General features: G+C 70.4%; 22 protein-coding genes and 1 pseudogene. 20 read left to right on the top strand and 3 right to left on the bottom strand.

The window, feature by feature from the left end; translation table 11 throughout:
* Positions 1-432: 432 nt before the first annotated feature.
* Positions 433-2583, bottom strand: a complete 2151-nt coding sequence (locus tag ACOQFR_RS02575) for an adenosylcobalamin-dependent ribonucleoside-diphosphate reductase (protein ID WP_421378190.1) — start codon at positions 2581-2583, stop codon at positions 433-435.
* A 566-nt stretch (positions 2584-3149) separates the two neighbouring features.
* Between ACOQFR_RS02575 and ACOQFR_RS02570 the strand changes: the two genes are divergently transcribed.
* From ACOQFR_RS02570 to ACOQFR_RS02475, 20 genes and pseudogenes are all read left to right on the top strand, one after another.
* Positions 3150-4604, top strand: coding sequence for a Do family serine endopeptidase (locus ACOQFR_RS02570; protein ID WP_421378188.1), 1455 nt, complete (start codon positions 3150-3152; stop codon positions 4602-4604).
* A gap of 63 nt (positions 4605-4667) precedes the next feature.
* Positions 4668-4970 carry a hypothetical protein gene (locus ACOQFR_RS02565; protein ID WP_421378186.1) on the top strand — a complete coding sequence of 101 codons (303 nt, stop codon included), beginning with the start codon at positions 4668-4670 and terminating at the stop codon, positions 4968-4970.
* 9 nt (positions 4971-4979) lie between these two features.
* Complete coding sequence (locus ACOQFR_RS02560) at positions 4980-5462, top strand: hypothetical protein (RefSeq protein WP_421378184.1); 483 nt, start codon at positions 4980-4982, stop codon at positions 5460-5462.
* Positions 5459-5911, top strand: a complete 453-nt coding sequence (locus ACOQFR_RS02555) for a hypothetical protein (RefSeq protein ID WP_421378182.1) — start codon at positions 5459-5461, stop codon at positions 5909-5911. The genes ACOQFR_RS02560 and ACOQFR_RS02555 overlap by 4 nt, the downstream gene beginning before the upstream one ends.
* Positions 5895-7037 carry an AI-2E family transporter gene (locus ACOQFR_RS02550; protein WP_421378180.1) on the top strand — a complete coding sequence of 381 codons (1143 nt, stop codon included), beginning with the start codon at positions 5895-5897 and terminating at the stop codon, positions 7035-7037. Before ACOQFR_RS02555 ends, ACOQFR_RS02550 begins: the two co-directional genes overlap by 17 nt.
* 43 nt (positions 7038-7080) lie before the next feature.
* Positions 7081-7809 (top strand): HAD family hydrolase, encoded by a 729-nt coding sequence (locus tag ACOQFR_RS02545; protein WP_421378178.1) that lies wholly within the window; start codon positions 7081-7083, stop codon positions 7807-7809.
* Positions 7806-9194 (top strand): leucyl aminopeptidase family protein, encoded by a 1389-nt coding sequence (locus ACOQFR_RS02540; RefSeq protein WP_421378175.1) that lies wholly within the window; start codon positions 7806-7808, stop codon positions 9192-9194. Before ACOQFR_RS02545 ends, ACOQFR_RS02540 begins: the two co-directional genes overlap by 4 nt.
* A gap of 200 nt (positions 9195-9394) precedes the next feature.
* A complete protein-coding gene (locus tag ACOQFR_RS02535; protein WP_421378172.1) occupies positions 9395-10633 on the top strand; it encodes an efflux RND transporter periplasmic adaptor subunit in 1239 nt (412 codons plus the stop codon).
* 29 nt (positions 10634-10662) lie between these two features.
* Positions 10663-11352: an ABC transporter ATP-binding protein gene (locus tag ACOQFR_RS02530; RefSeq protein ID WP_421378170.1), complete on the top strand. Its 690-nt coding sequence runs from the start codon at positions 10663-10665 to the stop codon at positions 11350-11352.
* 10 nt (positions 11353-11362) lie between these two features.
* The gene (locus tag ACOQFR_RS02525) at positions 11363-12523 is read left to right on the top strand and encodes an ABC transporter permease (protein ID WP_421378168.1); all 1161 of its coding nucleotides are present in this window, start codon (positions 11363-11365) and stop codon (positions 12521-12523) included.
* Positions 12524-12535: 12 nt separating this feature from the next.
* Positions 12536-13717, top strand: coding sequence for an ABC transporter permease (locus ACOQFR_RS02520; protein ID WP_421378166.1), 1182 nt, complete (start codon positions 12536-12538; stop codon positions 13715-13717).
* Between the two features lie 72 nt (positions 13718-13789).
* Positions 13790-14692, top strand: a complete 903-nt coding sequence (locus ACOQFR_RS02515; protein WP_421378164.1) for a hypothetical protein — start codon at positions 13790-13792, stop codon at positions 14690-14692.
* A 131-nt stretch (positions 14693-14823) separates the two neighbouring features.
* Positions 14824-15720, top strand: a pseudogene (gene rarD / locus ACOQFR_RS02510) (EamA family transporter RarD); the annotation flags it as partial.
* 130 nt (positions 15721-15850) lie between these two features.
* Positions 15851-16294, top strand: coding sequence for an iron-sulfur cluster assembly scaffold protein (locus ACOQFR_RS02505; RefSeq protein ID WP_421378162.1), 444 nt, complete (start codon positions 15851-15853; stop codon positions 16292-16294).
* Positions 16291-17316, top strand: coding sequence for an XdhC family protein (locus ACOQFR_RS02500; protein ID WP_421378160.1), 1026 nt, complete (start codon positions 16291-16293; stop codon positions 17314-17316). Before ACOQFR_RS02505 ends, ACOQFR_RS02500 begins: the two co-directional genes overlap by 4 nt.
* 40 nt (positions 17317-17356) lie before the next feature.
* Positions 17357-17935, top strand: a complete 579-nt coding sequence (locus ACOQFR_RS02495) for a nucleotidyltransferase family protein (RefSeq protein ID WP_421378158.1) — start codon at positions 17357-17359, stop codon at positions 17933-17935.
* Between the two features lie 72 nt (positions 17936-18007).
* Positions 18008-18463, top strand: coding sequence for a (2Fe-2S)-binding protein (locus ACOQFR_RS02490; RefSeq protein ID WP_421378156.1), 456 nt, complete (start codon positions 18008-18010; stop codon positions 18461-18463).
* Positions 18464-18516: 53 nt separating this feature from the next.
* Positions 18517-20673 carry a molybdopterin cofactor-binding domain-containing protein gene (locus ACOQFR_RS02485; protein ID WP_421378154.1) on the top strand — a complete coding sequence of 719 codons (2157 nt, stop codon included), beginning with the start codon at positions 18517-18519 and terminating at the stop codon, positions 20671-20673.
* A gap of 10 nt (positions 20674-20683) precedes the next feature.
* On the top strand, positions 20684-21247 hold the full coding sequence (locus ACOQFR_RS02480) for a hypothetical protein (RefSeq protein WP_421378152.1): 564 nt from the start codon (positions 20684-20686) through the stop codon (positions 21245-21247).
* 141 nt (positions 21248-21388) lie between these two features.
* Entirely contained in the window at positions 21389-21700 is a 312-nt protein-coding gene (locus ACOQFR_RS02475) for a DUF5329 family protein (protein ID WP_421378150.1), read from the top strand.
* Positions 21701-21765: 65 nt separating this feature from the next.
* On the opposite strand, the gene yedA is transcribed toward ACOQFR_RS02475, so the two are convergent.
* Both yedA and ACOQFR_RS02465 read right to left on the bottom strand, forming a co-directional pair.
* Complete coding sequence (gene yedA, locus ACOQFR_RS02470) at positions 21766-22653, bottom strand: drug/metabolite exporter YedA (protein WP_421378148.1); 888 nt, start codon at positions 22651-22653, stop codon at positions 21766-21768.
* Complete coding sequence (locus ACOQFR_RS02465; RefSeq protein ID WP_421378146.1) at positions 22650-23519, bottom strand: methylated-DNA--[protein]-cysteine S-methyltransferase; 870 nt, start codon at positions 23517-23519, stop codon at positions 22650-22652. Before ACOQFR_RS02465 ends, yedA begins: the two co-directional genes overlap by 4 nt.
* Positions 23520-23573: the final 54 nt, after the last annotated feature.

Below are 23573 nucleotides of genomic sequence, written 5' to 3'. Positions count from 1 at the left end.
CTTGGTCGCCTTCTTGGCGGCCGGACGCTTGGCGGCCTTCTTGGTCGCCTTCTTGGCGCCGCCGACGGTGTCCTGCACGGCCTTCACCGCCGCCGCCGCCTTCTTCTTGGCGCCGGCCACGGCCTTCTTGACCGCCTTGCCGGTGTCGGAGCGCTCGGCCTTCTTGATCTGGGCCTTGGCCGACTTGATCGCCGGGGCCGCCTTCTTCTTGGCGGCCTTCACCACCTTGTTGGCCTGGTCGGCGATGGCGCTGCCGATTTCCGAAGCCTTGTCGCTGACGCTTCCAGCGGCATTGGAAATGGCCGCCGTGACACCGTTGCCGTTGCTCATTACCGCTCTCCTCGTCGTTTCAATTCCGCGGCGACTGCCGCGGGCCTAACTTAACGCGAACCCGGGTCGAATGCGCGTCAATCCTGACCGCGCATTCAGCCTTCAGAACTTGCCGTAGTAGCCTTCCTTGAGCGCATCGAACAGGTTGGCGGCGCTGTGCAGCTCGCCGTCGTATTCGATTTCCTCGTTGCCCTTGGCCTCCACCATCGTCCCGTCCTCGAGCTCGAAGCGGTAGGTGGTGTTCTCCAGGTCGGCTTCCTTGACCAGCACGCCCTGGAAGGCGGCGGGGTTGAAGCGGAAGGTGGTGCAGCCCTTCAGGCCCATCTTGTGGGCATAGGTGTAGATGTCCTTGAAGTCCTCGTACGGATAGTCGGTCGGGACGTTCGCGGTCTTGGAGATCGAGCTGTCCACCCACTTCTGGCTGGCGGCCTGGATGTCCACGTGCGCCTTGGGCGTGATGTCGTCGGCCGAGACGAAGTACTCGGGCAGGCGGGTGGCCGGGTCGGTGCTGAAGGGCATGGCCTCGGCATTGACCAGGGTGCGGTAGGCCAGCAGCTCGTAGCTGAAGACCTCGACCTTTTCCTTGGACTTCTTGCCTTCGCGGATCACGTTGCGGCTGTAGTGGTGCGCGAACGAGGGCTCGATGCCGTTGGAGGCATTGTTGGCCAGGCTCAGCGAGATGGTGCCGGTGGGCGCGATCGAGCTGTGGTGGGTGAAGCGACCCCCGTGCTCGGCCAGGTCGGCCACCAGCTCGGGCGCCACCTCGGCCACGCGCTGCATGTAGCGCGAGTAGCGGGCGTGCAGCACGCGGCCCTTGATCACCTGGCCGACCTTCCAGCCGTCCTTCTTCATTTCCGGGCGCTTGCGCAGCATCTCGGCGGTGACGGTGAAGTCCTCGTCCATGATCGGGGCCGGGCCCTTTTCCTTGCCCAGGGCCAGCGCCACTTCCCAGCCGGCCACGGCCATCTCGCGGCTAACCTGCTCGGTGAACGCGACCGAATCGGCCTCGCCGTACTTCATGCGCAGCATGGTGACCGTGCTGCCCAGGCCCAGGAAGCCCATGCCGTGGCGGCGCTTGCGCATGATCTCGTTGCGCTGCTGCTCCAGCGGCAGGCCGTTCACCTCGACCACGTTGTCGAGCATGCGCGTGAACACCCGCACCACTTCCTTGTATTCCTCCCAGTCGAAACGCGCCTGGTCGGTGAAGGGGTCGCGCACGAAGGTGGTGAGGTTGATCGAGCCCAGCAGGCAGGCGCCGTAGGGCGGCAGCGGCTGCTCGCCGCAGGGGTTGGTGGCGCGGATGTTCTCGCACCACCAGTTGTTGTTCATCTCGTTGACGCGGTCGATCAGGATGAAGCCCGGCTCGGCGAAGTCGTAGGTGGACGCCATGATGCGGTTCCACAGCTGCTGGGCGCGGATGTGGCCGTAGATCTTGCAGGCCACCATGCCGTCGTCGCGGGTCACGTAGTTGTTGCTGTGCGGCCAGTCGCGCCAGACGACCTGCTTCGGGTCGTCGACGTCGATCTCGTTCTTTTCCTTGATGTTCACCGGGAACACCAGCGGCCAGTCGGTGTCCTTCTCGACCGCCTGCATGAACTCGTCGGTGACCAGCAGCGAGAGGTTGAACTGGCGCAGGCGCCCGTCCTCGCGCTTGGCGCCGATGAATTCCTTCACGTCCGGGTGGCTCACGTCGAAGGTGCCCATCTGGGCGCCGCGGCGGCCGCCGGCCGAGCTGACCGTGAAGCACATCTTGTCGTAGATATCCATGAACGACAGCGGGCCGCTGGTGTAGGCGCCGGCGCCCGAGACGTAGGCGCCGCGCGGGCGCAGCGTCGAGAACTCATAGCCGATGCCGCAGCCGGCCTTCAGGGTCAGGCCCGCCTCGTGCACCTTGCCCAGGATGTCGTCCATCGAGTCGGTGATGATTCCCGACACGGTGCAGTTGATGGTGCTGGTGGCGGGCTTGTGCTCCAGCGCGCCGGCGTTGGACGTGATGCGGCCGGCGGGGATGGCCCCGCGGCGCAGCGCCCAGACGAAACGCTCGTACCAGTACTTCTGCTTCTCGGCGGTGGGCTCGGCTTCGGCCAGGGCCTTGGCCACACGCTGGTAGGTGTGGTCGATGGTGGCGTCCACCGGCTCGCCCTTCTTGGTCTTCAGGCGGTACTTCTTGTCCCAGATGTCCTGGGACGCCGGCTGCATGTCGATGACCTGCGCCGCATTGTTCTTGACCGCCTCCAGGCGAACCGTGCTCATAAGTCCTTGTTTCCTCCCGGGGCGACCCTTCGGTGGGGCCGCCTTGTGAATTCTTCTGAGGTCGTGCCGACCGGAAAGGCGGGGGTAGCGACGCCCGCCCGCGGGCTGGAAACCCGGGCCGTACGTGCTGTCCTGTCCGCTTCCCGCATGCCGTCTCGCCATCGCGTCGTGCAAGCTACCGACCCCAAGCCTTGGGGCCGCCCCCTGCCACCCAACACAAGATGTTGTGGCAGCGGAAGGCAAAACTACCCCTCGGAAGGGGGGCTGTCAACCCGCTGAAACCTGGCGAAAAACTAGCCACTTCAAGATGTTCCACGGCTCTCCCAGACTTCGCCTCAACGCCCCGGCCGCCGCTGCAAAGGACTTCACGGCCACCGGCGGGGGCGTGGAACCAGCCCCGACCCGACCCGCCGGGCGCCGCCGGCGGCCCGACCCGCGGAAAGATCGGTCCAGCTCCGGCCACCGCCTTCGTCGATCCGGGGCCTCACCTTGTCCAGCCCCGGTTCGGCTCCCATCTGCTATCAGATCGATTCCGCCTCCCGCCACCTTGCCCCGGAGACCGCTGCATGCGCCTGCTCACCGCCGCCACCTGCCTCCTGCTCGCCGCCGCCGCGGGCGCCGGCGCCAGCCATTGGCTGGCCCAGCCGGCCCGGGCCCCGGACGGCCCGGCGCCGACCCGCGCCGCGGTGGCCCTGGAAGGCGCGGCCGAGCTGGCCCTGCCCCGCGCCGCCCGGGCCGCGCTGCCGGCGCGCATGGAAGGCTCGCCGGTGCCGTCGCTGGCGCCGATGCTCGAAAGCGTGACCCCGGCGGTGGTGAACGTGTTCGCGCGCCAGACCGTGCGCCAGCGCAATCCGCTGCAGGAACTGTTCGGCATGCCGGGCATGCCCCAGCAGCAGGTGCAGCAGTCGCTGGGCTCGGGCGTGATCGTGGACGCCGAGCGCGGCCTGGTGCTGACCAACAACCACGTCATCGAGAACGCCGACGGCGTCTCGGTGACCCTGGCCGACGGCCGCACGCTGGAGGCCGAGCTGGTGGGCGCCGATCCCGACACCGACGTGGCCGTGATCCGCATCCCGGCCGAAAACCTGACCGCGCTGAACCTGGCCGATTCGGCCGACCTGCGCGTGGGCGACTTCGTGGTGGCGGTGGGCAATCCCTTCGGCCTGGGCCAGACCGTCACCAGCGGCATCGTCTCGGCCGTGGGCCGCAGCGGCCTGCAGGGCCTGGGCTACCAGAACTTCATCCAGACCGACGCCTCGATCAACCCGGGCAATTCCGGCGGCGCGCTGGTCAACCTGCGCGGCGAGCTGGTGGGCATCAACACCGCCAGCTTCAATCCGCGCGGCAGCGCCGCCGGCAACATCGGCCTGGGCTTCGCCATCCCCGCCAACCTGGCGCGCGAGGTGATGCGCCAGCTGATGGCCTACGGCGAGGTGCGGCGCGGCTCGCTGGGCCTGGACGGCGAGGACATCACGCCTTTCCTGGCGCGCCAGGTGGGGCTGGCCGAGAACCAGCGCGGCGCCCTCGTGGCCCGCGTGTACCGCGGCTCGCCGGCCGAGGCCGCGGGCGTGCGGCCCGGCGATGTGATCGTGGCCGCCAACGGCCAGCGAATCGACAGCGCCCAGGCCCTGCGCAACCTCGAAGGCCTGCTGCCGGTGGACCAGCAGGTCAGCCTGGACCTGCTGCGCGGCGACCAGCGCCTGACGCTGCGCGCGGTGCTCAAGGCCCAGGCCAAGGAAATCGACGGCGGCCAGATCGACCCGCGCCTGCAGGGCGCCACCCTGACCGAGCTGCCCGAACGGTTCCGCCAGCAGGGCCTGTTCGGCGTGGTGGCCAGCAAGGTCGCGCCCGGCAGCCGCGCCGCGGCCAGCGGCCTGCGTGCCGGCGACCGCATCGGGCAAATCAACCGACGCAACGTGGCCGACCTGCCCTCCTTCCGCAGCGCGCTGGCCAGCCCGCCGCGCGAACTGGTGCTGAGCGTGGCGCGCGGTGGCCGCTTCGGTTACCTGGTGATGGAATGAAGACGGCGCCGCGACCGCGGTGACGGTGTAAGGTTGTGACCTGAGGATTCGCGGAGTACGCCCATGAACCGTTCCAAGATCGACGACACCGACATGGCCCCGGCCAGCCACCTCGACAGCGCCAAGGAAAACCTGGGCGAGGCGCGCGACGCGCTCAAGTCCGGCGTGTCCGAGGCGCTGGACGCCAGCGCGGCCGCCGCGCGCGAAGCCAAGGCCGAGATCGACGAGAAGCTGCACGGCCTGCTCGACCAGGGCAAGGCCATGCTGGGCCAGGCCGAAGACCTGATCCGCAGCAAGCCGCTGGCCTCGTTCGGCGTGGCCTTTGCCGCCGGCTACCTGGTCGCGGCGCTGACGCGTCGCAAGTAAGCCCGGCCGATGAGCGAGCCCACCCCCGATCCCGAAGCCGGCACGCCGGGCGAGGGACCGACGGCGCCGGGCGCGCAGTCCGCACCGGGCGAGGCCGGCAAGCTCGGCGACGACGCGAAGGCGGTGCTGGAGGCAGCGAAACAGACGGTACGCGCCTACACCACCGGCTTCACCACGCTGCGGCGCCTGTTCGCCGCCGAAGTGGGACTGGCGCGCGACGCCCTGGTGCTGGCCCTGGTCTACCTGCTGGTGGCCACGGTGATGCTGGGCACGGCCTACCTGCTGCTCACCGCCCTGCTGGTCAGCGGCCTGCGCGCGGCCGGTGCACCCTGGCCGCTGGCCATCTTCATTCCGCTGGCAATCAGCGTCGCGGTGGCCTGGGTGGCGATCGTGAAGGCGCGTGCGGTGCTCAAGTTCACCGACTTCGAAGCCACGCGCCGCCAGCTCAAGCGCGACCTGGGCAGCGCCGCCGAACCCGAGGTGCCGCTGTGAGCCTGGAGGACAAGATCGCCGCGGTGCAGCGCGCCGAACTGGACTGCGTGCGCGAACGCCAGGCGGCCGCTGCAGCCTATGCCCATCTGAAGGCCGAGATCCGGCGCTCGGCCACGCCCTTCCGCATCGTCGCCGGCGGCTTCAGCCTCGGCGTGGCCAGCGGCATCGGCCTGCCCGGCACCAAGTCGCTGGGTGCGGCCGGCGGCCGCTTCGTCACCGGGCCGCTGTTTTCGATGCTGCTCGAATCGGTGCTGCCCGGCATGCTGGCCGGGATCACCGCGGCCTCGGCCGCCGAGGAGGCGGTGCAGGAAACCGTGCCCGGGGCGGTGCAGGACGCCGTGGACGAGGCCGTCGAAACCGCGGTGGATCCGGCCGGCGACGCCCTGCCCGCCAAGCCCCGCCCCGCCCGCAAGCGCAAGCCGAGGAAACGCCGTGTCGACACCGCCTGAGGCTGGCAGCCCGCCGCTGGCACCGCGGGTCGAGGTGCCATTGGCAGGGCCCGAACGCGCCGCCGCGCCTGCCGCCAGCGGCCATGCCGCGCGCCTGGCCGCGCTGCGCAGCAATTCGCAGCTGCTGGGCGTGCTGGTGCTGGCGGTGCTGCTGTACACCTGCTACTTCGCCAGCAGCCTGATCCTGCCGGTGGTGATGGCGGCCTTCTTCGCCATGCTGCTCAGCCCGCTGATGCGGCGCGCGCCGCTGCGCTGGCTGCCGCGCGGCGTCGCGGCGCTGATGCTGGTGGCCGGGCTGCTGGGCAGCCTGGGCGCGGTCGGCATGTTCATCGCCAAGCCCGCGTCGGAGTGGGCGATGAACGTGCCCTTCGTGATGCGCGAGGCGGCGCCCAAGCTCAAGGAAATGATCCGGCCGCTGCGCGAGGCCACCCGCGCCAGCGCGTCGTTCAACGACTTCACCGAGGACGAGGACGAGGCCGAGCGCGTGGTGGTGCGGCCGCCGCGCGCCGACCTGGTGTCGAGCACGCCGCGGGTGCTGGGCTCGCTGTTCGCGGTGCTGCTGCTCACCTTCAGCTTCCTGGTCTACGGCGACGACGTGCTGAGCAAGCTGATGAGCCTCCGCCGCACGCGTGCGCAGAAGCGGCTCACCGCCGACATCGTGCAGCAGATCCAGAGCGACCTGTCGCGCTACATGCTCACCATCTCGGCCACCAGCGTGGTGCTGGGCGCGGCCACCGCCGCCTTCCTGTGGTACCTGGGCGTGGAAGACCCGCTGCTGTGGGGCGTGCTGGCCGCGGTGCTCAACCTCACGCCCTTCATCGGCCCGCTGGTGATGTCGCTGCTGCTGGCCCTCGTGGGCCTGTCGGAGTTCGACACGGTGGGCGCGGCGCTGCTGCCCTCGGCCGGCTTCCTGCTGCTGCACGGGATCGAAAGCCAGGTACTGACGCCGCTGGTGCTGGGCCGCACGATGAAGATCAACCCGCTGGCCATCATCCTGTGGCTGATGCTGTGGGGCTGGCTGTGGGGCGTGGTGGGCCTGCTGGTGGCGGTGCCGATGCTGGTGTGCCTGAAGATCGTGGCCAGCCGGGTCGAGGCCTGGCAGCGCTGGGCGCGCATCCTTGAATAGCCCGCCCAAGCGCCGGCGCGCGGCGCCGCGTTATGCTCCGCCGGTGAACTTCGCCCCGCGTGCCCTCAGCCTCGACCTCGACGACACCCTGTGGCCGATCTGGCCCTCGATCGAGCGCGCCGAGCAGGCGCTGGATGCCTTCCTGCGCGAGCACTGCCCGCGCACCGCGCAGCGCTATCCGGTGCACCGCATGCGGCGGCTGCGCGAGCAGATCGCGCTGCAGCATCCGCAGTACGCGCACGACTTCACCCACCAGCGCAAGCTGTCGCTGCTGCATGCGCTCAACGAGTGCGGCGACGGCGAGACGCATGCCGAGGCCGCGTTCGAGGCCTTCTACGCCACCCGCAACCAGGTCGAGTTCTATCCCGACGTGATGGCGGCGCTGGCGCGGCTGTCGTCGGCACGGCCGCTGGCGGCGCTGACCAATGGCAATGCCGACCTGGCGCGCATCGGCATCCAGTCGCATTTCCAGGTGTTCGTCAGCGCCCGCGAGCATGGCCACGCCAAGCCGGACACGCCGATCTTCCACGCCACCTGCGAACGCCTGGGCCTGGCCCCGGCCGAGGTGCTGCACATCGGCGACGACCCGCTGCTGGACGTGGTGGGCGCGCGCCGCGCCGGCATGCCCAGCTGCTGGATCAACCGCAAGCGCGAGCGCTGGCCGGTGGACCTGCCGCGCCCGGACCTGGAATTCGATACGCTGGCGGGCCTGGCCGACTGGCTCGACCAGCACCATCCCCTGCCACCCCTTGCCGCTCCGGAGCCGCGATGAGCCTGCCGTCCTGTTTCGCCAGTCCTGACCAGGCCGAGGGCGCGCTGCCGCTGCGGCTGGTGGATCGTGCGGGCTTCGAGGCATGGCGAAGCGGCCAGACCCCGGCGGTGCAGGCCTGGCTGCAGGCCCATGGCTTCTTGCCGCAGTCGGGCGCGCCGCTGCTGGTGCCGGGGCCCGACGGTCATCCGGCGTTTGCGCTAGCGGGCGTCAGCGACGCGCGCGATCCGCTGGCGCTGGCGCACCTGCCCAGCCTGCTGCCGCCGGGCACCTATCGCCTCGTGCAGGACGGCGTGGCGCTGGAGCCGGGCCAGGCCCTGCTGGGCTGGGGCCTGGGCGCCTACCGCTTCGACCGTTATGCCAAGCCGCCGCGTGCGCCCGCGCGCCTGGTGCTGGAAGCGGCCGGCGTCGAGGACAGCGAAGCCTTCGCCCTGCTCAAGGCCAGCACCCTGGTGCGCGACCTGGTGAACACGCCCACCGAGCACATGGGCCCGGCCGAACTCGAGGCCGTGGCGGCGCGCCTGGCGCAGGCCTACGGCGGCACGCTGACGGTCGTGGCCGGAGACGAGCTGCTGGCGCAGAACTTCCCCGCCATCCACGCGGTCGGCCGCGCCAGCCATCGCGCGCCGCGCCTGATCCAGGTGGACTGGGGCGACCCGGCGCATCCGCGCCTGGCCATCGTCGGCAAGGGCGTGTGCTTCGATACCGGCGGCCTGGACATCAAGCCGGCCGACGGCATGCGCAACATGAAGAAGGACATGGGCGGTGCGGCGCACGCGCTGGGTCTGGCGCAGCTGGTGATGGCGATGAAGCTGCCGGTGCGGCTGCAGCTGCTGGTGCCGGCGGTCGAGAACGCGATCGGCCCCAACGCCTTCCGGCCGGGCGAGGTGCTGTCCACGCGGCAGGGCCTCAGCGTCGAGGTGGACAACACTGATGCCGAAGGCCGCCTGGTGCTGTGCGATGCACTGGCCTTCGCGGCCGAGGCGCGGCCGGCGCTGATCATGGACTTCGCCACTCTCACCGGCGCCGCGCGCATCGCGCTGGGGCCGGACCTGCCGGCGCTGTTCTGCAACGACGAAGCCCTGGCGGCCGACTACCTGGCCGCCGGCGAGCGCATGCGCGATCCGCTGTGGCGGATGCCGCTGTGGCGGCCTTACCTGGGCTACCTCAAGTCGGGCATCGCCGACCTGGCCAACTCGGGCCCCTCGCGCATGGCCGGCTGCATCACCGCCGCGCTGTACCTGGAGCGCTTCATCCCCGAAGGCCAGGCCTGGTCGCACGTGGACGTCTACTCCTGGAACGACAGCGACCGCCCCGGCAAGCCCGCCGGCGGCGAGGCCCAGGGCCTGCGCGCCGCCTGGTCCCTCCTCAAATCCCGCCACCCCTGAAGCAAACCCAAGGAAAACATACCAGGTATGTTTTCCCGCCAGGCCCCGGTCGGCGTCTCAAGGTCCGTGAAAACATACCTGGTATGTTTTCCTTTGGTTTCTGCTGACAGGTGTCACTGACGGGAGAAAGTGTCTTCCGGCACCTTGGTTGCCATGGGCCGGTGCGTACACTGGCCTCCCCGACTGGATCGCCTCGCCCCATGTCCACGACGCCTGACCTGCTCAACCAGCTGCGCATTGATCGCAACGCTTCGCCCCCGCCCGCTGCGGGCGGCCGCGGTCGCTGGGCGGTGATCGCGATCGTGCTGGTTGCGCTGGTGGCGCTGGCGGTGTGGTGGTTCACGCGCGAAGCCCCGGTGCCGGTCCGCACCGCGCCCGCGCAGGCCGAGGCCGCGGGCCAGGCGCCGGCCGCCAGCTCGGTGCTGGACGCCACCGGCTACGTCACCGCGCGCCGCATCGCCACCGTGTCCTCCAAGATTTCCGGCAAGGTGCTGGAAGTGCTGATCGAGGAAGGCCAGCGGGTCGAGCAGGGCGAAGTGCTGGCGCGCCTGGAACCCACCGACGCCGACGCCCAGCGCAAGCTCAGCGCCGCCCAGCTCGCCGCCGCCCGCAGCGACGTGGTGCGCGCCCAGGCCCAGCTCAAGCTGGCCGAACAGACCCTGGTGCGCAACCGCGACCTCGCCGGCCGCCGACTGATCGCCGCCGCCGCGCTCGACCAGGCCCAGGCCGAGCGCGACGCGCTGGCCGCGCAGCTGCAGAGCGCCCGCGACAACGCCCAGGTGGCGCAGGAAGCCCTGTCGCTGTCCGACCTGGGCGTGGACAACACCATCGTGCGCGCGCCGTTCTCCGGCGTGGTCACGGTCAAGGCCGCCCAGCCCGGCGAGATCATCTCGCCGATCTCCGGCAGCGGCGGCTTCACCCGCACCGGCATCGGCACCATCGTCGACATGGACTCGCTGGAGATCCAGGTGGACGTCAACGAAGCCTTCATCGGCCGCGTCAAGGCCGGCCAAAAGGTGGAAGCGGTGCTCAACGCCTATCCCGACTGGCGCATCCCGGCCGAAGTGATCGCCATCGTGCCCACCGCCGACCGCAGCAAGGCCACGGTCAAGGTGCGCATCGCCTTCAAGGAAAAGGACGAACGCGTGGTGCCCGACATGGGCGTGCGCGTGTCCTTCCTGCAGGACGCCGCGCCCGCCCGCCCCGATGCCCCGCTGGTGGTGGGCGTGACCGTGCCCGCCGAGGCCATCGTGCAGCGCGACGGCAAGACCGTGCTGTTCGTCGTGCGCGACGACCGCGCCAGCCTGCGCGACGTGGACGCCGCCGATGCCCGCGACGGCCGCCGCCGCATCACCCGCGGCGTGGCCGTGGGCGAACAGGTCGTGCTTTCGCCCCCGACGACCCTGGCCGACCAGGCCAAGGTCACCGTACAACCCTGACCCCTCCCCACCTTTCCCCGAGGCGCGCCATGTCCGAGTCCCTGGTCCAAGTCCGCCAGCTCACCAAGCACTACACGCGCGGCAAGCAGCAGGTCGAGGTGCTGCACGGCATCGACCTGGACATCCCTAAGGGCGACTTCGTCGCACTGATGGGCCCCTCGGGCTCGGGCAAGACCACCCTGCTCAACCTGATCGGCGGGCTGGACACGCCGACCTCGGGCAGCGTGTCGGTCGAAGGCCGCCGCATCGACCAGTTCAAGGGCGGCGAGCTGGCCCAGTGGCGCGCCCAGCACGTGGGCTTCGTGTTCCAGTTCTACAACCTGCTGCCGGTGCTCAATGCGCAGAAGAACGTCGAGCTGCCGCTGCTGCTGACCAAGATGGGTGCGGCCGAACGCGCCAAGCGCGCGCAGGTGGCGCTGACCCTGGTCGGCCTGGCCGACCGCGGCAGCCACAAGCCCAGCGAACTCTCCGGCGGCCAGGAGCAGCGTGTCGCCATCGCCCGCGCCCTGGTCACCGACCCCACCCTGCTGGTCTGCGACGAACCCACCGGCGACCTCGACCGCAAGACCGCCGACGAGATCCTGGGCCTGCTGCAGCAGCTCAACCGCGAGCAGGGCAAGACCATCATCATGGTCACCCACGATCCCAAGGCCGCCGAGTTCGCCAGCCGTACCGTGCACCTGGACAAGGGCCAGCTGGCCGCCGGCTCGGGCCACTGAGGGCACGACCATGACCAAGACCGGGTTCGTACTGGCCAACCTGTTCCACAAAAAGACACGCACGTGGCTGACGCTGCTGTCGGTGGTGATGGCCTTCGTGCTGTTCGGCCTGCTGCAGTCGCTCAACCAGGTGTTCAGCGCCGGCGCCGATTTCGTCGGCGCCACGCGCCTGGTGACCCAGTCGCGCGTCTCGTTCACCCAGTCGCTGCCGATGCGCATGGTGCCCGAGTTCGACGCCATCCCCGGCGTGCAGCGCGTGATGTACCAGCAGTGGTTCGGCGCGGTGTTCCGCGAGGATCCGCAGATCTTCGCCTTCGCGGTCGAGCCCCAGCGCCTGCACGAGGTCTACCCGGAATGGGTGATGCCCGAGGAACACTGGCAGGCCTTCGCCAACACCCGCACCGGCATGATCGCCGGCCGCCTGCTGGCCGAGAAGTACGGCTGGAAGGTGGGCGACAAGATCCCGATGCAGTCCAACATCTTCCCGCAGAAGAACGGCAGCAAGGACTGGACCTTCGACCTGGTCGGCATCTACGACGGCAAGGACGAGGAATGGTCGCGCAACACCGCCGGCGGCATGTACATCAACCACGCCTATTTCGCCGAGGCGGCGCAGTTCGGCGGCGGCAACGCCGGCATCATGGTGCTGCGGCTGGAGAACCCGGATATGGCCGAATCGGTGGCCACCCTGGTGGACAAGCGCTACGAGAATTCCGCCGATGAGACCAAGACCCAGACCGAGAAGGACTTCCAGGTCGGCTTCATCAAGCAGCTGGGCGACATCGGCCTGATCGTGCGCTGGATCCTGTTCGCGGTGTTCTTCACCCTGCTGCTCGTGGTGGGCAACACCATGGCCCAGAGCGTGCGCGAACGCGTGCCGCAGTTCGCCGTGCTCAAGACCCTGGGCTTCTCGGACAACACCGTGCTGGGCTTCGTGCTGGCCGAGACGGTGGCGATGTGCGCGATCGGCGGGCTGGTCGGGCTGGGCCTGGCCACCCTGCTGGGTGCCGTGGTCGCCAAGGCCGCGGGTCCGATGCTGCCGATCGGCATCGACGCACAGGTGTGGATCGCCGGCCTGGTGGCCATCGTGGTGCTGAGTCTTGTCGTGGGCCTGCTGCCGGCGCTGCGTGCGCGCCGGCTGAAGATCGTCGATGCGCTGGCCGGACGCTGAGGAGCCCAACCCATGATCAACCAGATCCTCGCCATCACCGGCCTCAACCTGCGCTCGATCCCGCAGCGCTGGGGCCCGTCGCTGGTCATCATCATCGGCCTGGCCGGCGTGGTGGCGGTGTTCACCGCCCTGCTGGCCATGGCCCAGGGCTTCCAGGCCACGCTCAAGGACGCCGGCCGCACCGACAACGCCCTGGTGCTGCGCGGCGGCTCCGGCGCCGAGCTCAACTCCGGCTTCGGCGGCGACACCGCGCGCCTGATCAAGCTGGGCCCCGGCATCCGGAAGGGCAGCGACGGCCAGCCGCTGGCCTCGGGCGAACTGATCGTCATCACCGAACTGATGAAGAAAGGCGAGACCGTCAACGGCGCCAACGTCACCATGCGCGGCGTCGAGCCGGCCTCGTTCGAGCTGCGGCCGCAGCTGAAGATCATCGAGGGCCGCCGCTTCGAGCCGGGCCTGCGCGAGATCATCGTCGGGGCCGGCGTGGCCCGGCTGTTCGCCGGCGCCGAAGTCGGCCAGACCCTGCGCATGCGCGGCTCGGACTGGAAGGTGGTCGGCATCTTCGAGGCCGGCGACGCCAACGACAGCGAGCTGTGGACCGATGCCGGCACCGCGCAGTCGGCCTTCAACCGCGGCGACGGCTTCAGCGCCGTGCGCGTGGGCCTGGAATCGCCGGCGGCGCTGGACACGCTCAAGACCGCCTTGCTGGCCGACCCGCGCATGCAGGTCGAAGTGCTGCAGGAGCAGGCCTACTACAGCGCACAGACCGGCCAGTTCCGCACCATGGTCAGCGTGCTGGCGGGCGTGGTGACCCTGATCATGGCGCTGGGCGCGATCTTCGCGGCGCTCAACACCATGTACGCGGCGGTGGCCACCCGCACCCGCGAGATCGCCACGCTGCGCGCGATCGGCTTCGGCGCGCTGCCGGTGCTGGTGTCGGTGATGATCGAGGCGATGGTGCTGGCCTTCGTCGGCGGCGTCATCGGGGCCTTCATCGCCTGGGCCATGTTCGACAACCTGTCCGTGTCGACCCTGGGCCAGAGCTTCACGCAGGTGGTGTTCGCCTTCAAGGTCAGCTTCGGCCTGGTCCTTACCGGCCTGGTGATCGCGGTGGTGATCGGCTTCATCGGCGGCCTGCTGCCGGCGATCCGCGCGGCCCGCATGCAGGTGACCACGGCGCTGCGGACGCAGTAGCCTCCTTGCCCGGCTTGTCTGCCGACGAAGAGGCGCGGACAATCGCGCCCCTTCGCCCGTCGGGAACACGCCGTGTACCTTGCCAAACGATTCGCCCTGCTGGTTCTGGCCGGCGTGTTCCTGCTGGTGGCGGCCTTTGGCGTGTTCCGCTTCCTGGTGGAGGCCGGACACTCGCCGCTGCGCTACGTGGTGCAGGACGCGGCCGTGTTCGCCGCTGGCGTGATGGGCATGTTCCTGTGCTGGCGCACCGGGCGCGGGCTTGTGACGCGCCACGAGGCAGCACTGGAGCAAGGCAGGCGATTCACCGGGGACGTGCTCGAGGCGTCGATGAGTCCGTGGAAGCAGGTGCTCGGCATCTTCGTCTTCGTCCTGATGGCGGCGGTTTCCGGACTTATGTACCTGGACGACCGCGACTGGCGGCTGGCGCTGTGCGCTATCTTCTTCGCGCTGCTGTCGGCGTTGCTTATCCCCTACTGCATCCTGCTCTACCGCCCGGGCCGGCCGACGCTGCGGATGGATGCGGCTGGCTTCGATCACGCGCTGTATGGCTGGGTGCCGTGGCAGGAGGTTCACGGCATTTATCTGGACATCCAGACCATCCGGAACCATGAGTTGAAGCGTCTGGTGCTGGGTGTATCCAACCCCGGGCGATACCGGTCCCGCATGCCCTGGGTGGCAAGGCTGCTGTCCGAACAGCCGTTCAAGTCCGACGGAAGGTTCGGAACCCTGTCGATCGGACTGCAGGGGCTGGGCATGGATCCGCTGCGCGTGTTCAACGCCGCCCAGGTGCTGCGCGACCGGGCGTCACCACCCCGGCTCAAGCACTGGCATCCCTCGTTTGACCACCACACCATCGCGGTGGCACTGGAGCTCGACTACCTTGCGGAGAACCCCGACCGCCTTCCCCCGGAGGAGATCGGCCGCCGCCTGGACGCGATCGCTCCGCACATGCCCGGACTTGCGGACCGCCGATAGCCGCGCCGCGGACCGCATGGCACCGGCCCGGCGCGCGACCGGTCACCACACCGTTGCAGGCATGCCGCCGGCCTTGGGCGGATAATCGCGGGCCGGCGCGGAACCCTCCGCGCCCCTGTCCGGATCGCCGCGTGCACGCAACCCCACCCGCCATCGATCGCAACGGCCTGCTCGCCGCCATCGCCTCCTACGTGCTCTGGGGCGTGTTCCCGCTGTACTGGTACCTGCTCAGGCACGTGCCCTCGATGCAGATCATTTCCCACCGCATCGCCTGGTGCGCGCTGTTCGTGGTCGGGTTCCTGGTGCTGCGCGAAGGCTGGGGCTGGCTGCGCACCGCGCTGGCGCGGCCGCGGGTGGGCTGGATGCTGCTGGCCAGCAGCGTGCTGATCAGCTTCAACTGGGGCATCTACATCTGGGCCGTGACCCACGGCCGCGTGGTCGAGGCCAGCCTGGGCTATTTCATCAACCCGCTGGTGAACGTGCTGATCGGCGTGCTGGTGCTCAGCGAGCGCCTGAACCGCGTGCAGTGGACGGCGGTGGCGCTGGCCGCGGCCGGCGTGCTGTGGCTGGCGATCCTGCACGGCGATCCGCCGTGGATCTCGCTGGCGCTGGCCTTCAGCTTCGCGTTCTACGGCCTGATCCGGAAGCTGGCCAACGTGGACGCGGTGCCGGGCCTGGCGATCGAGAGCCTGATCCTGCTGCTGCCGGCGCTGGCCTGGCTGGGCTGGGCGCAGGCCCGCGGGGTGGGCGCGTTCGCGCAGGGCGACCTGCGCAGCGACCTGCTGCTGGCCTTCGGCGGCGCGCTTACCGCCCTGCCGCTCATCGGATTCGCCTACGGCGCACGCCGCATTCCGTATTCGCTGGTCGGCATCCTGCAGTACATCGCGCCGACCCTGCAGCTGCTCAGCGGCGTGTGGCTGCTGGGCGAGGACTTCACCGGCACCCAGGCGGTGGGCTTCGCCTGCATCTGGATCGCGCTGGGCCTGTACGCCGCCGATGGCTGGCAGCGGTCGCGGCGGCAGCCGGTGCAGGCGGCCAGCGAACACTGCGCCGAAACCGTGCCCGGCTGCGACGGCACCGTGCCGCCGCCGGACGAGGAGCGGCGGCCGGCCTGAGCCCGGCTTGTCGGTCCCGCGTGGTCATGCGCTAATCGTGGCCATGGAAAACCCGCCCAGCTTCGCCGGCATCTACCGCCAGACCGTGCTGGCCCACGGCCATGCGCCGCGCGGCCTCGGCGAGCTGCCTGCGCCGTCGCGCCGCGCCGAGCTGCACAACGCGCTGTGCGGCGACCGCGTCGCCATCAGCCTGCAGCTGGGCCCGCAGGGCCAGGTGATCGACCTGCGCCACCAGACCAGCGGCTGCCTGCTCTGCACCGCGTCGGCCTCGCTGATGTCGGCCGACGTGCTGGGCCTGGACGCCCGGGCGATCGCGCAACGGCGCCAGGCCTTGCAGGCCGGCATCGTGTCAGGCCACGGCGAAAGCCTGGGCGAGCTGGCCGCACTGACCGGCGTGTCGTCCACGCCTGCGCGCCACCGCTGCGTGCTGCTGCCCTGGGAAACCCTGCAGCTGGCACTGGACGCCGCCGAGGCCTCGGCCGCATGACGCCGCTGGGCGGCAACCGCGCGGTGATCGAGCGCGCGATCGCGCTGCGCGCCGACGGCCGCCGCTTCGCGCTGGCCCTGGTCACCGACACCGAGGGTTCGACCTACCGCAAGCCCGGCGCGCTGGCCCTGGTCACCGACGCGGGCGAACGGCTGGGCACGCTGTCGGGCGGCTGCCTGGAACCGGCGCTGGACCAGCTGGCCCGGGACACGCTGGCCAGCGGCCGCATCGGCATGGCGATGTTCGACACCCGTAGCGAGGACGACCTGGTGTTCGGCTCGGGCTCGGGCTGCCGCGGCCGCATGCGCGTGCTGGCCTGGCCGATCGGGCCGGAGCCGCGCCCGCTGTTCGATGCGCTGGTGTCGGCCTATCGCGACGGCGTGCCGCTGGAGCTGGCGCTGATCGTCGAGGGCGAGGACGCCGGCCGCGGCCTGGCCTGGCGCAATGGCGATGCCGCGCCGGCCAAGGGCGACGCGCTGGCGCTGTCGCTGCGCGGCGCGCCCGATGGCCTGCATACGTGGGAAGGCACGGTCTTCGCGCGGTTGTGCGTGGATGCGCCGCCGCGCCTGCTGCTGCTCGGTGCCGGACCCGAGGCGCCACCGCTGCTGCAGCTGGCGCGCACCCTGGGCTGGTTCACGTCGGTGGCCGACCACCGCCCCGCCCTGCTGGACGCCACGCGCCTGGCCGATGCCGACCGTCGCCGCGAGGCGCGTCCGTCGGAAACGCTCGCCGCCGAAGTGGACGACGCCGACGCCGTGCTGGTGATGACGCACCTGGCCAGCACCGACCTGGAAGCACTGCGCGTGCTGGCCCGGCACGAGGTGCCCTACATCGGCCTGCTGGGCCCGCCCGGCCGCCGCGACGAGCTGCTGGCCGAACTCAGCTTCAAGGACCGCGAGGTGTTGCGCCCGCGCCTGCATGCGCCGGTCGGCCTGCCGCTGGGCGGCGAGGGCCCGGAGTCGATCGCGCTGGCGATCACCGCCGACCTGCAGCGCCATTTCAACGCAACCGAGGACGCGTGACGGCGGGGCCACGCGCGCGCAGCACTCCCGGGCCGGCACGATGAGCGCCCGCCACGGATTGCTGGTGCTGGCCGCGGGCGGCTCGCGCCGGCTCGGCCAGGCCAAGCAGCTGCTGCGTATCGACGGTGAAACCCTGGTGCACCGCGCGGCCCGGCTGGGCCTGGCCACCGCGCCGGCGGATGCCGTGCTGGTGCTGGGCGCGCGCGCCGACGAGGTGGCGGCGGCCGTGACCGGTCTGCCGCTGCGCACGGTGGTTTGCCCGGACTGGACGATCGGCCTGGGCGCTTCCCTGCGTGACGGGCTGGCCGCGCTGTCGCCCCGATGCGATGCCGCCCTGGTGCTGCTGTGCGACCAGCCCGGCCTGGACGCGGCCCATCTTCACGCGCTGCTGGCCGCGGCCGCCGCCGCGCCCGGTACCGCCGTCTCCAGTGCCTACGCCGGCGTGCTGGGGGTGCCGGCCCTGCTGCCGCGCACGTGGTTCGCCGCGCTGTCCGGCCTGTCGGGCGACCGCGGCGCCCGCGACCTGCTGCGCGAACGCGCGTCCGAGGTGAAGGCCGTGCCTGCCCCGGCCCTGGCGCAGGACGTGGACGTTCCGGCCGACCTCCCTCCGATGGGTTAGCCGCCGCGCTTGGAGTCGTCACGCGGCGGGAGTAACCTCGACGCAGACGCCTAGCCGCCGCGAGGGATGGTCATGAAGCTTTCCGTGAATGGCACCGACCACGAGGTCGATGCGCCCGCCGACATGCCGCTGCTTTGGGTGTTGCGCGACCTGATGGGACTCACCGGCACCAAGTTCGGCTGCGGCATCGCGCAGTGCGGCGCGTGTACGGTACACGTGGACGGCACGCCGCTGCGCAGCTGCGTCACGCCGGTCTCGGCGATCGGCGCGCGCAAGGTCACCACCATCGAAGGCCTGTCGGCCGACGGCAGCCATCCGGTGCAGAAGGCCTGGGCCGAGCTGGATGTGGTGCAGTGCGGCTACTGCCAGTCGGGCCAGATCATGGCCGCCGTGGCCTTGCTGCAGGTGGTCAACAATCCCGACGATGCCCAGATCGATGCCGCGCTCAGCGGCAACCTCTGCCGCTGCGGCACGTATCCGCGCATCCGCGCCGCCGTGCACCGCGCCGCCGAGATCGGCAAGGCCTGATTCCCCTTCGCGCCGCCGGTCCCGGCGGCGCTGCAGTTCAACGGAGAACCCCCGTGAACGTCGAAACCTCGCTTTCCCGCAGAACCTTCCTCAAGGCCAGCGCCGTTCTCGGCGGTGGCCTGGTGGTGGCCTTCACCGTGCCGGGCGCACGCCGTTTCGCGATGGCGCAGGAGCCCGCGGGCGGGTTCACGCCCAACGCCTTCCTGCGCATCGGTACCGATGACAGCGTCACCGTGCTGCTGGCGCATTCGGAAATGGGCCAGGGCATCTGGACCACGCTGCCGATGCTGATCGCCGAAGAACTCGACGCCGACTGGTCGAAGATCAAGGTCGAGCACGCGCCCGCCGCGCCGGTGTACGCCAGCCCGGTGTTCGGCATGCAGGGCACCGGCGGCTCCACCACTACGTTTTCGGAATTCGACCGCTACCGCAACGCGGGCGCCACGGCGCGCGCCCTGCTGGTGCAGGCGGCGGCCGCGAAGTTCGGCGTAGCCGCCTCGGAATGCCGCACCGAAAATGGCGAAGTGATCGCCGGCGACCAGCGTGCGCGTTACGGTGAACTCGCCGACGCCGCGTCGCAGCTGACGGCGCCGGCGAACGTCGCGCTCAAGGAAAAGAAGGACTGGAAGGTCATCGGCCAGTCGCCGAAGCGGCTGGATTCGCTGGAGAAGATCACCGGCCGCGCCATCTTCGGCATGGACGTGCAGTTCGATGGCCTGATGACGGCGCTGGTGGCGCGCGCGCCGGTGTTCGGCGCCACCGTCACTTCGTTCAACGACAGCGTCGCCAAGGCGATTCCCGGCGTGCGCCAGGTCGTGCAGGTGCCCAGCGGCGTGGCCGTGGTCGCCGATCATTTCTGGGCGGCCAAGCTCGGCCGCGATGCGCTCGAGATCCAGTGGGACCTGGGTCCGAACGCGGGCCTGGACAGCGACGCGCTGCGCGAGGAGTTCCGCCGCCTGGCCGGCACCGAGGGCATGCCGGCCGCCACGGCCGGCGACGCCGCCACGGCGCTGTCGGGCGCGACCGGCAAGAAAGTTGAGGCCGAGTACCTGCTGCCCTACCTGGCGCATACGCCGATGGAGCCGCTCAACTGCACGGTGAAGATCAGCGACGACCAATGCGAGATCTGGACCGGCACCCAGTTCCAGACGCTGGAACAGATGTCGGCCGCCGCCATCACCGGCCTCAAGCCCGAGCAGGTCACCATCCACACGACTTTCCTCGGCGGCGGCTTCGGCCGCCGCGCCACCGCGGAATCGGACTTCGTCAGCGAGGCGGTGCACGTGGCCAAGGCTGCGGGCGTGCCGGTGAAGACGGTCTGGACCCGCGAGGACGACATCCGCGGCGGCTATTACCGCTCGGCCTTCCTGCACAAGGCTGCGGTCGCGCTGGGCGACGATGGCCTGCCCACCGCCTGGCACCAGGTGCTGGTGGGCCAGTCGCTGGCCACCGGCACGCCGATGGAAGCGATGATGGTGCACAACGGCATCGACCACACCTCGGTCGAGGGCGTGTCGGATTCGCCCTACCTCAAGGCGGTGAAGGACCATCGCGTGGACCTGCATTCGCCGCAGACCGGCATCAAGGTGCTGTGGTGGCGCTCGGTGGGCCACAGCCACACCGGCTTCGTGATGGAGTCGCTGGTGGATGAACTGGCCAGCGCCGCCGGGCAGGACCCGGTGGAATACCGCCGCAAGCTGCTCAAGGACGATCCGCGCCACCTGGGCGTGCTCAACCTGGCCGCCGAAAAGGCGAACTGGGGACAGCCGCTGCCCGAAGGCCGCGCCCGCGGCATCGCGGTGCACGCTTCGTTCGGCAGCTTCTGCGCGCAGGTGGCCGAAGTCTCGATCGAGAACGGTGCGCCGCGCGTGCATCGCGTGGTGGTGGCCGTCGACTGCGGCATGGCCGTGAATCCCGGCAACGTCGCCGCGCAGATGGAGTCCTGCGTCGCCTTTGGCCTCAGCGCGGCGCTGCACAGCCGCCTGAGCTTCAAGGACGGCCGCGTGGTCGAATCGAACTACCACGACTTCCGCGTGCTGCGTCTCAACGAAATGCCCGTGGTAGAGGTGCACATCCTCGACAGCGGCGAAAAGATGGGCGGCATCGGCGAAACCGGCGTGCCGCCGGTGGCGCCGGCGGTCGCCAATGCAGTGTTCGCACTCACCGGACAGCGCCTGCGCGAGCTGCCCCTGCAGCTGGCGGCGGGCTGAGGAGATGATCATGCGCAGCCTCATCCTGCTTGCCCTTGCCCTGCCGCTGGCCGCCTGCGGTCCTTCCACGGAAAAAAAGCAGGCGGCCGTCGCCGCCTTCGCCACCGTGCAGCAGGTGTTCCAGCATCCGCGCTGCCAGAACTGCCACATCCCGGGCGACGCGCCGCTGCAGTTCGACGCCGGCCTGCCGCATGCGCAGAACGTGGTGCGCGGCCCGGAAGGCAAGGGCGCGCCGGGCCTGCCCTGCAGCGCCTGCCACGCCGAGTCCAATCCGCCGGCCAGCTATGGGCCGCACGCACCGCCGGGCGCACCGCACTGGGCGCTGCCGCCGCCGGACATGAAGATGGCCTGGATCGGCCTGTCGGCACCCGAGCTGTGCCGGATGATCCAGGACGAGTCGCTCAACGGCGGCCGCGATTTCGAGGCCATGCTCAAGCACGTCAGCGAAGACAAGCTGGTGCTGTGGGGCTGGGAGCCGGGCGGCGAGCGAGCGCCGGTGCCGGTGCCGCATGCGGAGTTCGTGGCGGCATTCAGGACCTGGGTGGAGGGCGGTGGGGCGTGTCCGGGGGCGTAGGTTTTGGCCGCGGATTTGCGCGGATGAAAGCGGATAGAGCCTTGTGCAGATGAGCGGCGTCCTGTGCGGATGACGAGGCTGCTGGTCCTGCTTGCACTTTGTTCGCTTGCGGGATGGTGTGGCGCCGCTGAGCCGGCGGAGGTGGATCGGGAGGTCACGGCGCTGATCGCCGGGCTGGCGTCCTCGGGCTGCGAGTTCAACCGCAATGGCCGCTGGTACGACGGCCCGCGGGCGGCCGGCCACCTGCGCCGCAAGTACGAGCACGTCCGCAAGCGCACGCCGCTGCCGGACACCGAAACCTTCATCGACCTGGCCGCCACCCGCAGCAGCCTCAGCGGCCAGCCCTACCGCGTCCGCTGCGGCAAAAGCGCCCCCATGGAAAGCCGCCCCTGGTTCCTCGCCCGCCTGGCAATCCTGAGAGGCACCAAAGCCCACCCGGCCCCCGACCCATAAACCAGCTTCTATCCGCGTCCATCCGCGTCAATCCGCGTCAAAAAAATCCGCGTCAAAAAACCGCGTCACCCCACCCGCGCCTTCGCCCGCGTAATGATGACCACCCCCAACAGGATCACCCCCATCGCCCCCACCGCGCTGGCCTCGAAGCGCTCGCCCAGCAGCAACGCCCCCAGCAGCAGCGCGATCGGCGGGTTGACGTAGGCATAGCTGGTGGCCAGCGCCGGGCGCACGTTCTGCAGCAGCCACACGTAGGCGCTGAAGGCCAGGATGGAACCGAACACCGCCAGGTAGCCCACGGCCAGCGTGGCCCGCAGCGGCGGGACCTCGACGATGCGTTCGCCCAGCGCCAGGCCCAGCGCCGTCATTGCCACGCCGCCGCAGATCATCTGCGCCGCCGTGCTCATGAAGGGCGCGGGCAGGTCGCGGCCACGGCTCCACACCGAGCCCCAGGCCCAGGCGATGGGCGCCATCAGCAGCGCCAGCATGCCGCCGAGGCTGGCGCGCATCTCGCTGCCCAGGTTCAGCCACACCACGCCGACGAAACCGATCGCCAGCCCCAGCCACTCGCCGCGGCTGGGATGCTGGCGTTTCATCACGCCGAACAGCGCCGCCCACAGCGGCATCGAGGCCACGGCAATCGCCGCCAGGCCCGAGGACACCGACTGCTCGGCGAAGTTCACCAGGCCATTGCCCATCAGCATCATGAAAAACCCCATCACCGCGGCGTTCTTCCACTGCGCGCGGGTGGGCGGGGCGTGGCCGCGCCAGCGCAGGAAGGCGTAGAACACCGCGCTGGCCGCGAGGAAGCGCAGGCCACCCATCAGGAAGGGCGGATAGCCTTCCAGTCCGACGCGGATCGCCAGATAGGTCGATCCCCAGACCAGGTAGACCGAGGCGAGCGCCAGGCCGACCGCGAGGGCGGACGGCGCGGCCGGTTTGTCGGGGGTCATTCGCGCGTCTGCTTGGCCCGTGGGGTGGACCGGGATTCTGCGCCCAGCAGCGCCTGCTTGCGCGGCAGTCCCCAGCGATAGCCCCCCGGCGTGCCGTCGCCGCGGATCACGCGGTGGCAGGGCACCAGCACCGCCACGCGATTGCTGGCGCAGGCGCGGGCCACGGCACGCGCGGCGCGTGGGGCCTCGAGTTCGACGGCGAGCTCGGCGTAGCTGCGGGTCTGGCCCGCGGGAATCTTCATCAGGGCCTGCCACACGCGCTGCTGGAACGCGGTGCCGATCAGTTCCACCGGCACCTGGCCGGACTTCTGCGCCAGCGCGTCGGCGACCGCACGCAGTCTCGGCGCCAGGAAGGCATCGCGGCCGCTGTCCACCCGCTGCAGCTGCGCGCGTGGGAACTCCTCGCGAAGTTCGCGCTCCAGCGCGTTGGCGTCCTCGCCCAGGGACACCGCGCAGATGCCGCGCTCGGTGGCCGCGACCAGGGCCTGGCCGAGCACGGTAGCCACCAGCGACCAGCGGATCTGCAGGCCTTCGCCGCCGCGGCCGTAGGCCAGCGGCGGCATGCCCAGTTTGGCGGCGCCGTCTTCATAAACGCGGCTGGGCGAGCCATAGCCTGCTTCGTACAGCGCGCGGGTGACGCCCTGCCCTGCGCGCAGGCCGCGCTTGAGCGTGGCCAGGCGGCGCTGAGCCCGGTACTCGGCCGGACTCAGGCCAAAGACCTCGCGGAAGCGGCGCTGCAGATGCGTGGGGCTGAGGCCGACGGCGGCGCCGAGCGCGTCCAGGCCCAGGTCCTGCTGGTCCAGCAGGCGACGGGCATGGTCGAGGCGGCGGTCGGGCGTGGGGCGGGCGATGGCGTGGGTTTCCATGCGCTCAAACTAGCCGGCGCACGCGGCGCCGGCTATCCGGATCTTGCGGAAACG

Source organism: Arenimonas sp. MALMAid1274 (assembly GCF_049195245.1).
In the GTDB taxonomy this organism is placed as follows: Bacteria; Pseudomonadota; Gammaproteobacteria; order Xanthomonadales; family Xanthomonadaceae; genus Arenimonas.
The sequence above is the reverse complement of the archived record's forward strand: the minus strand, read 5'-3'. Positions and strand labels throughout refer to the sequence as shown.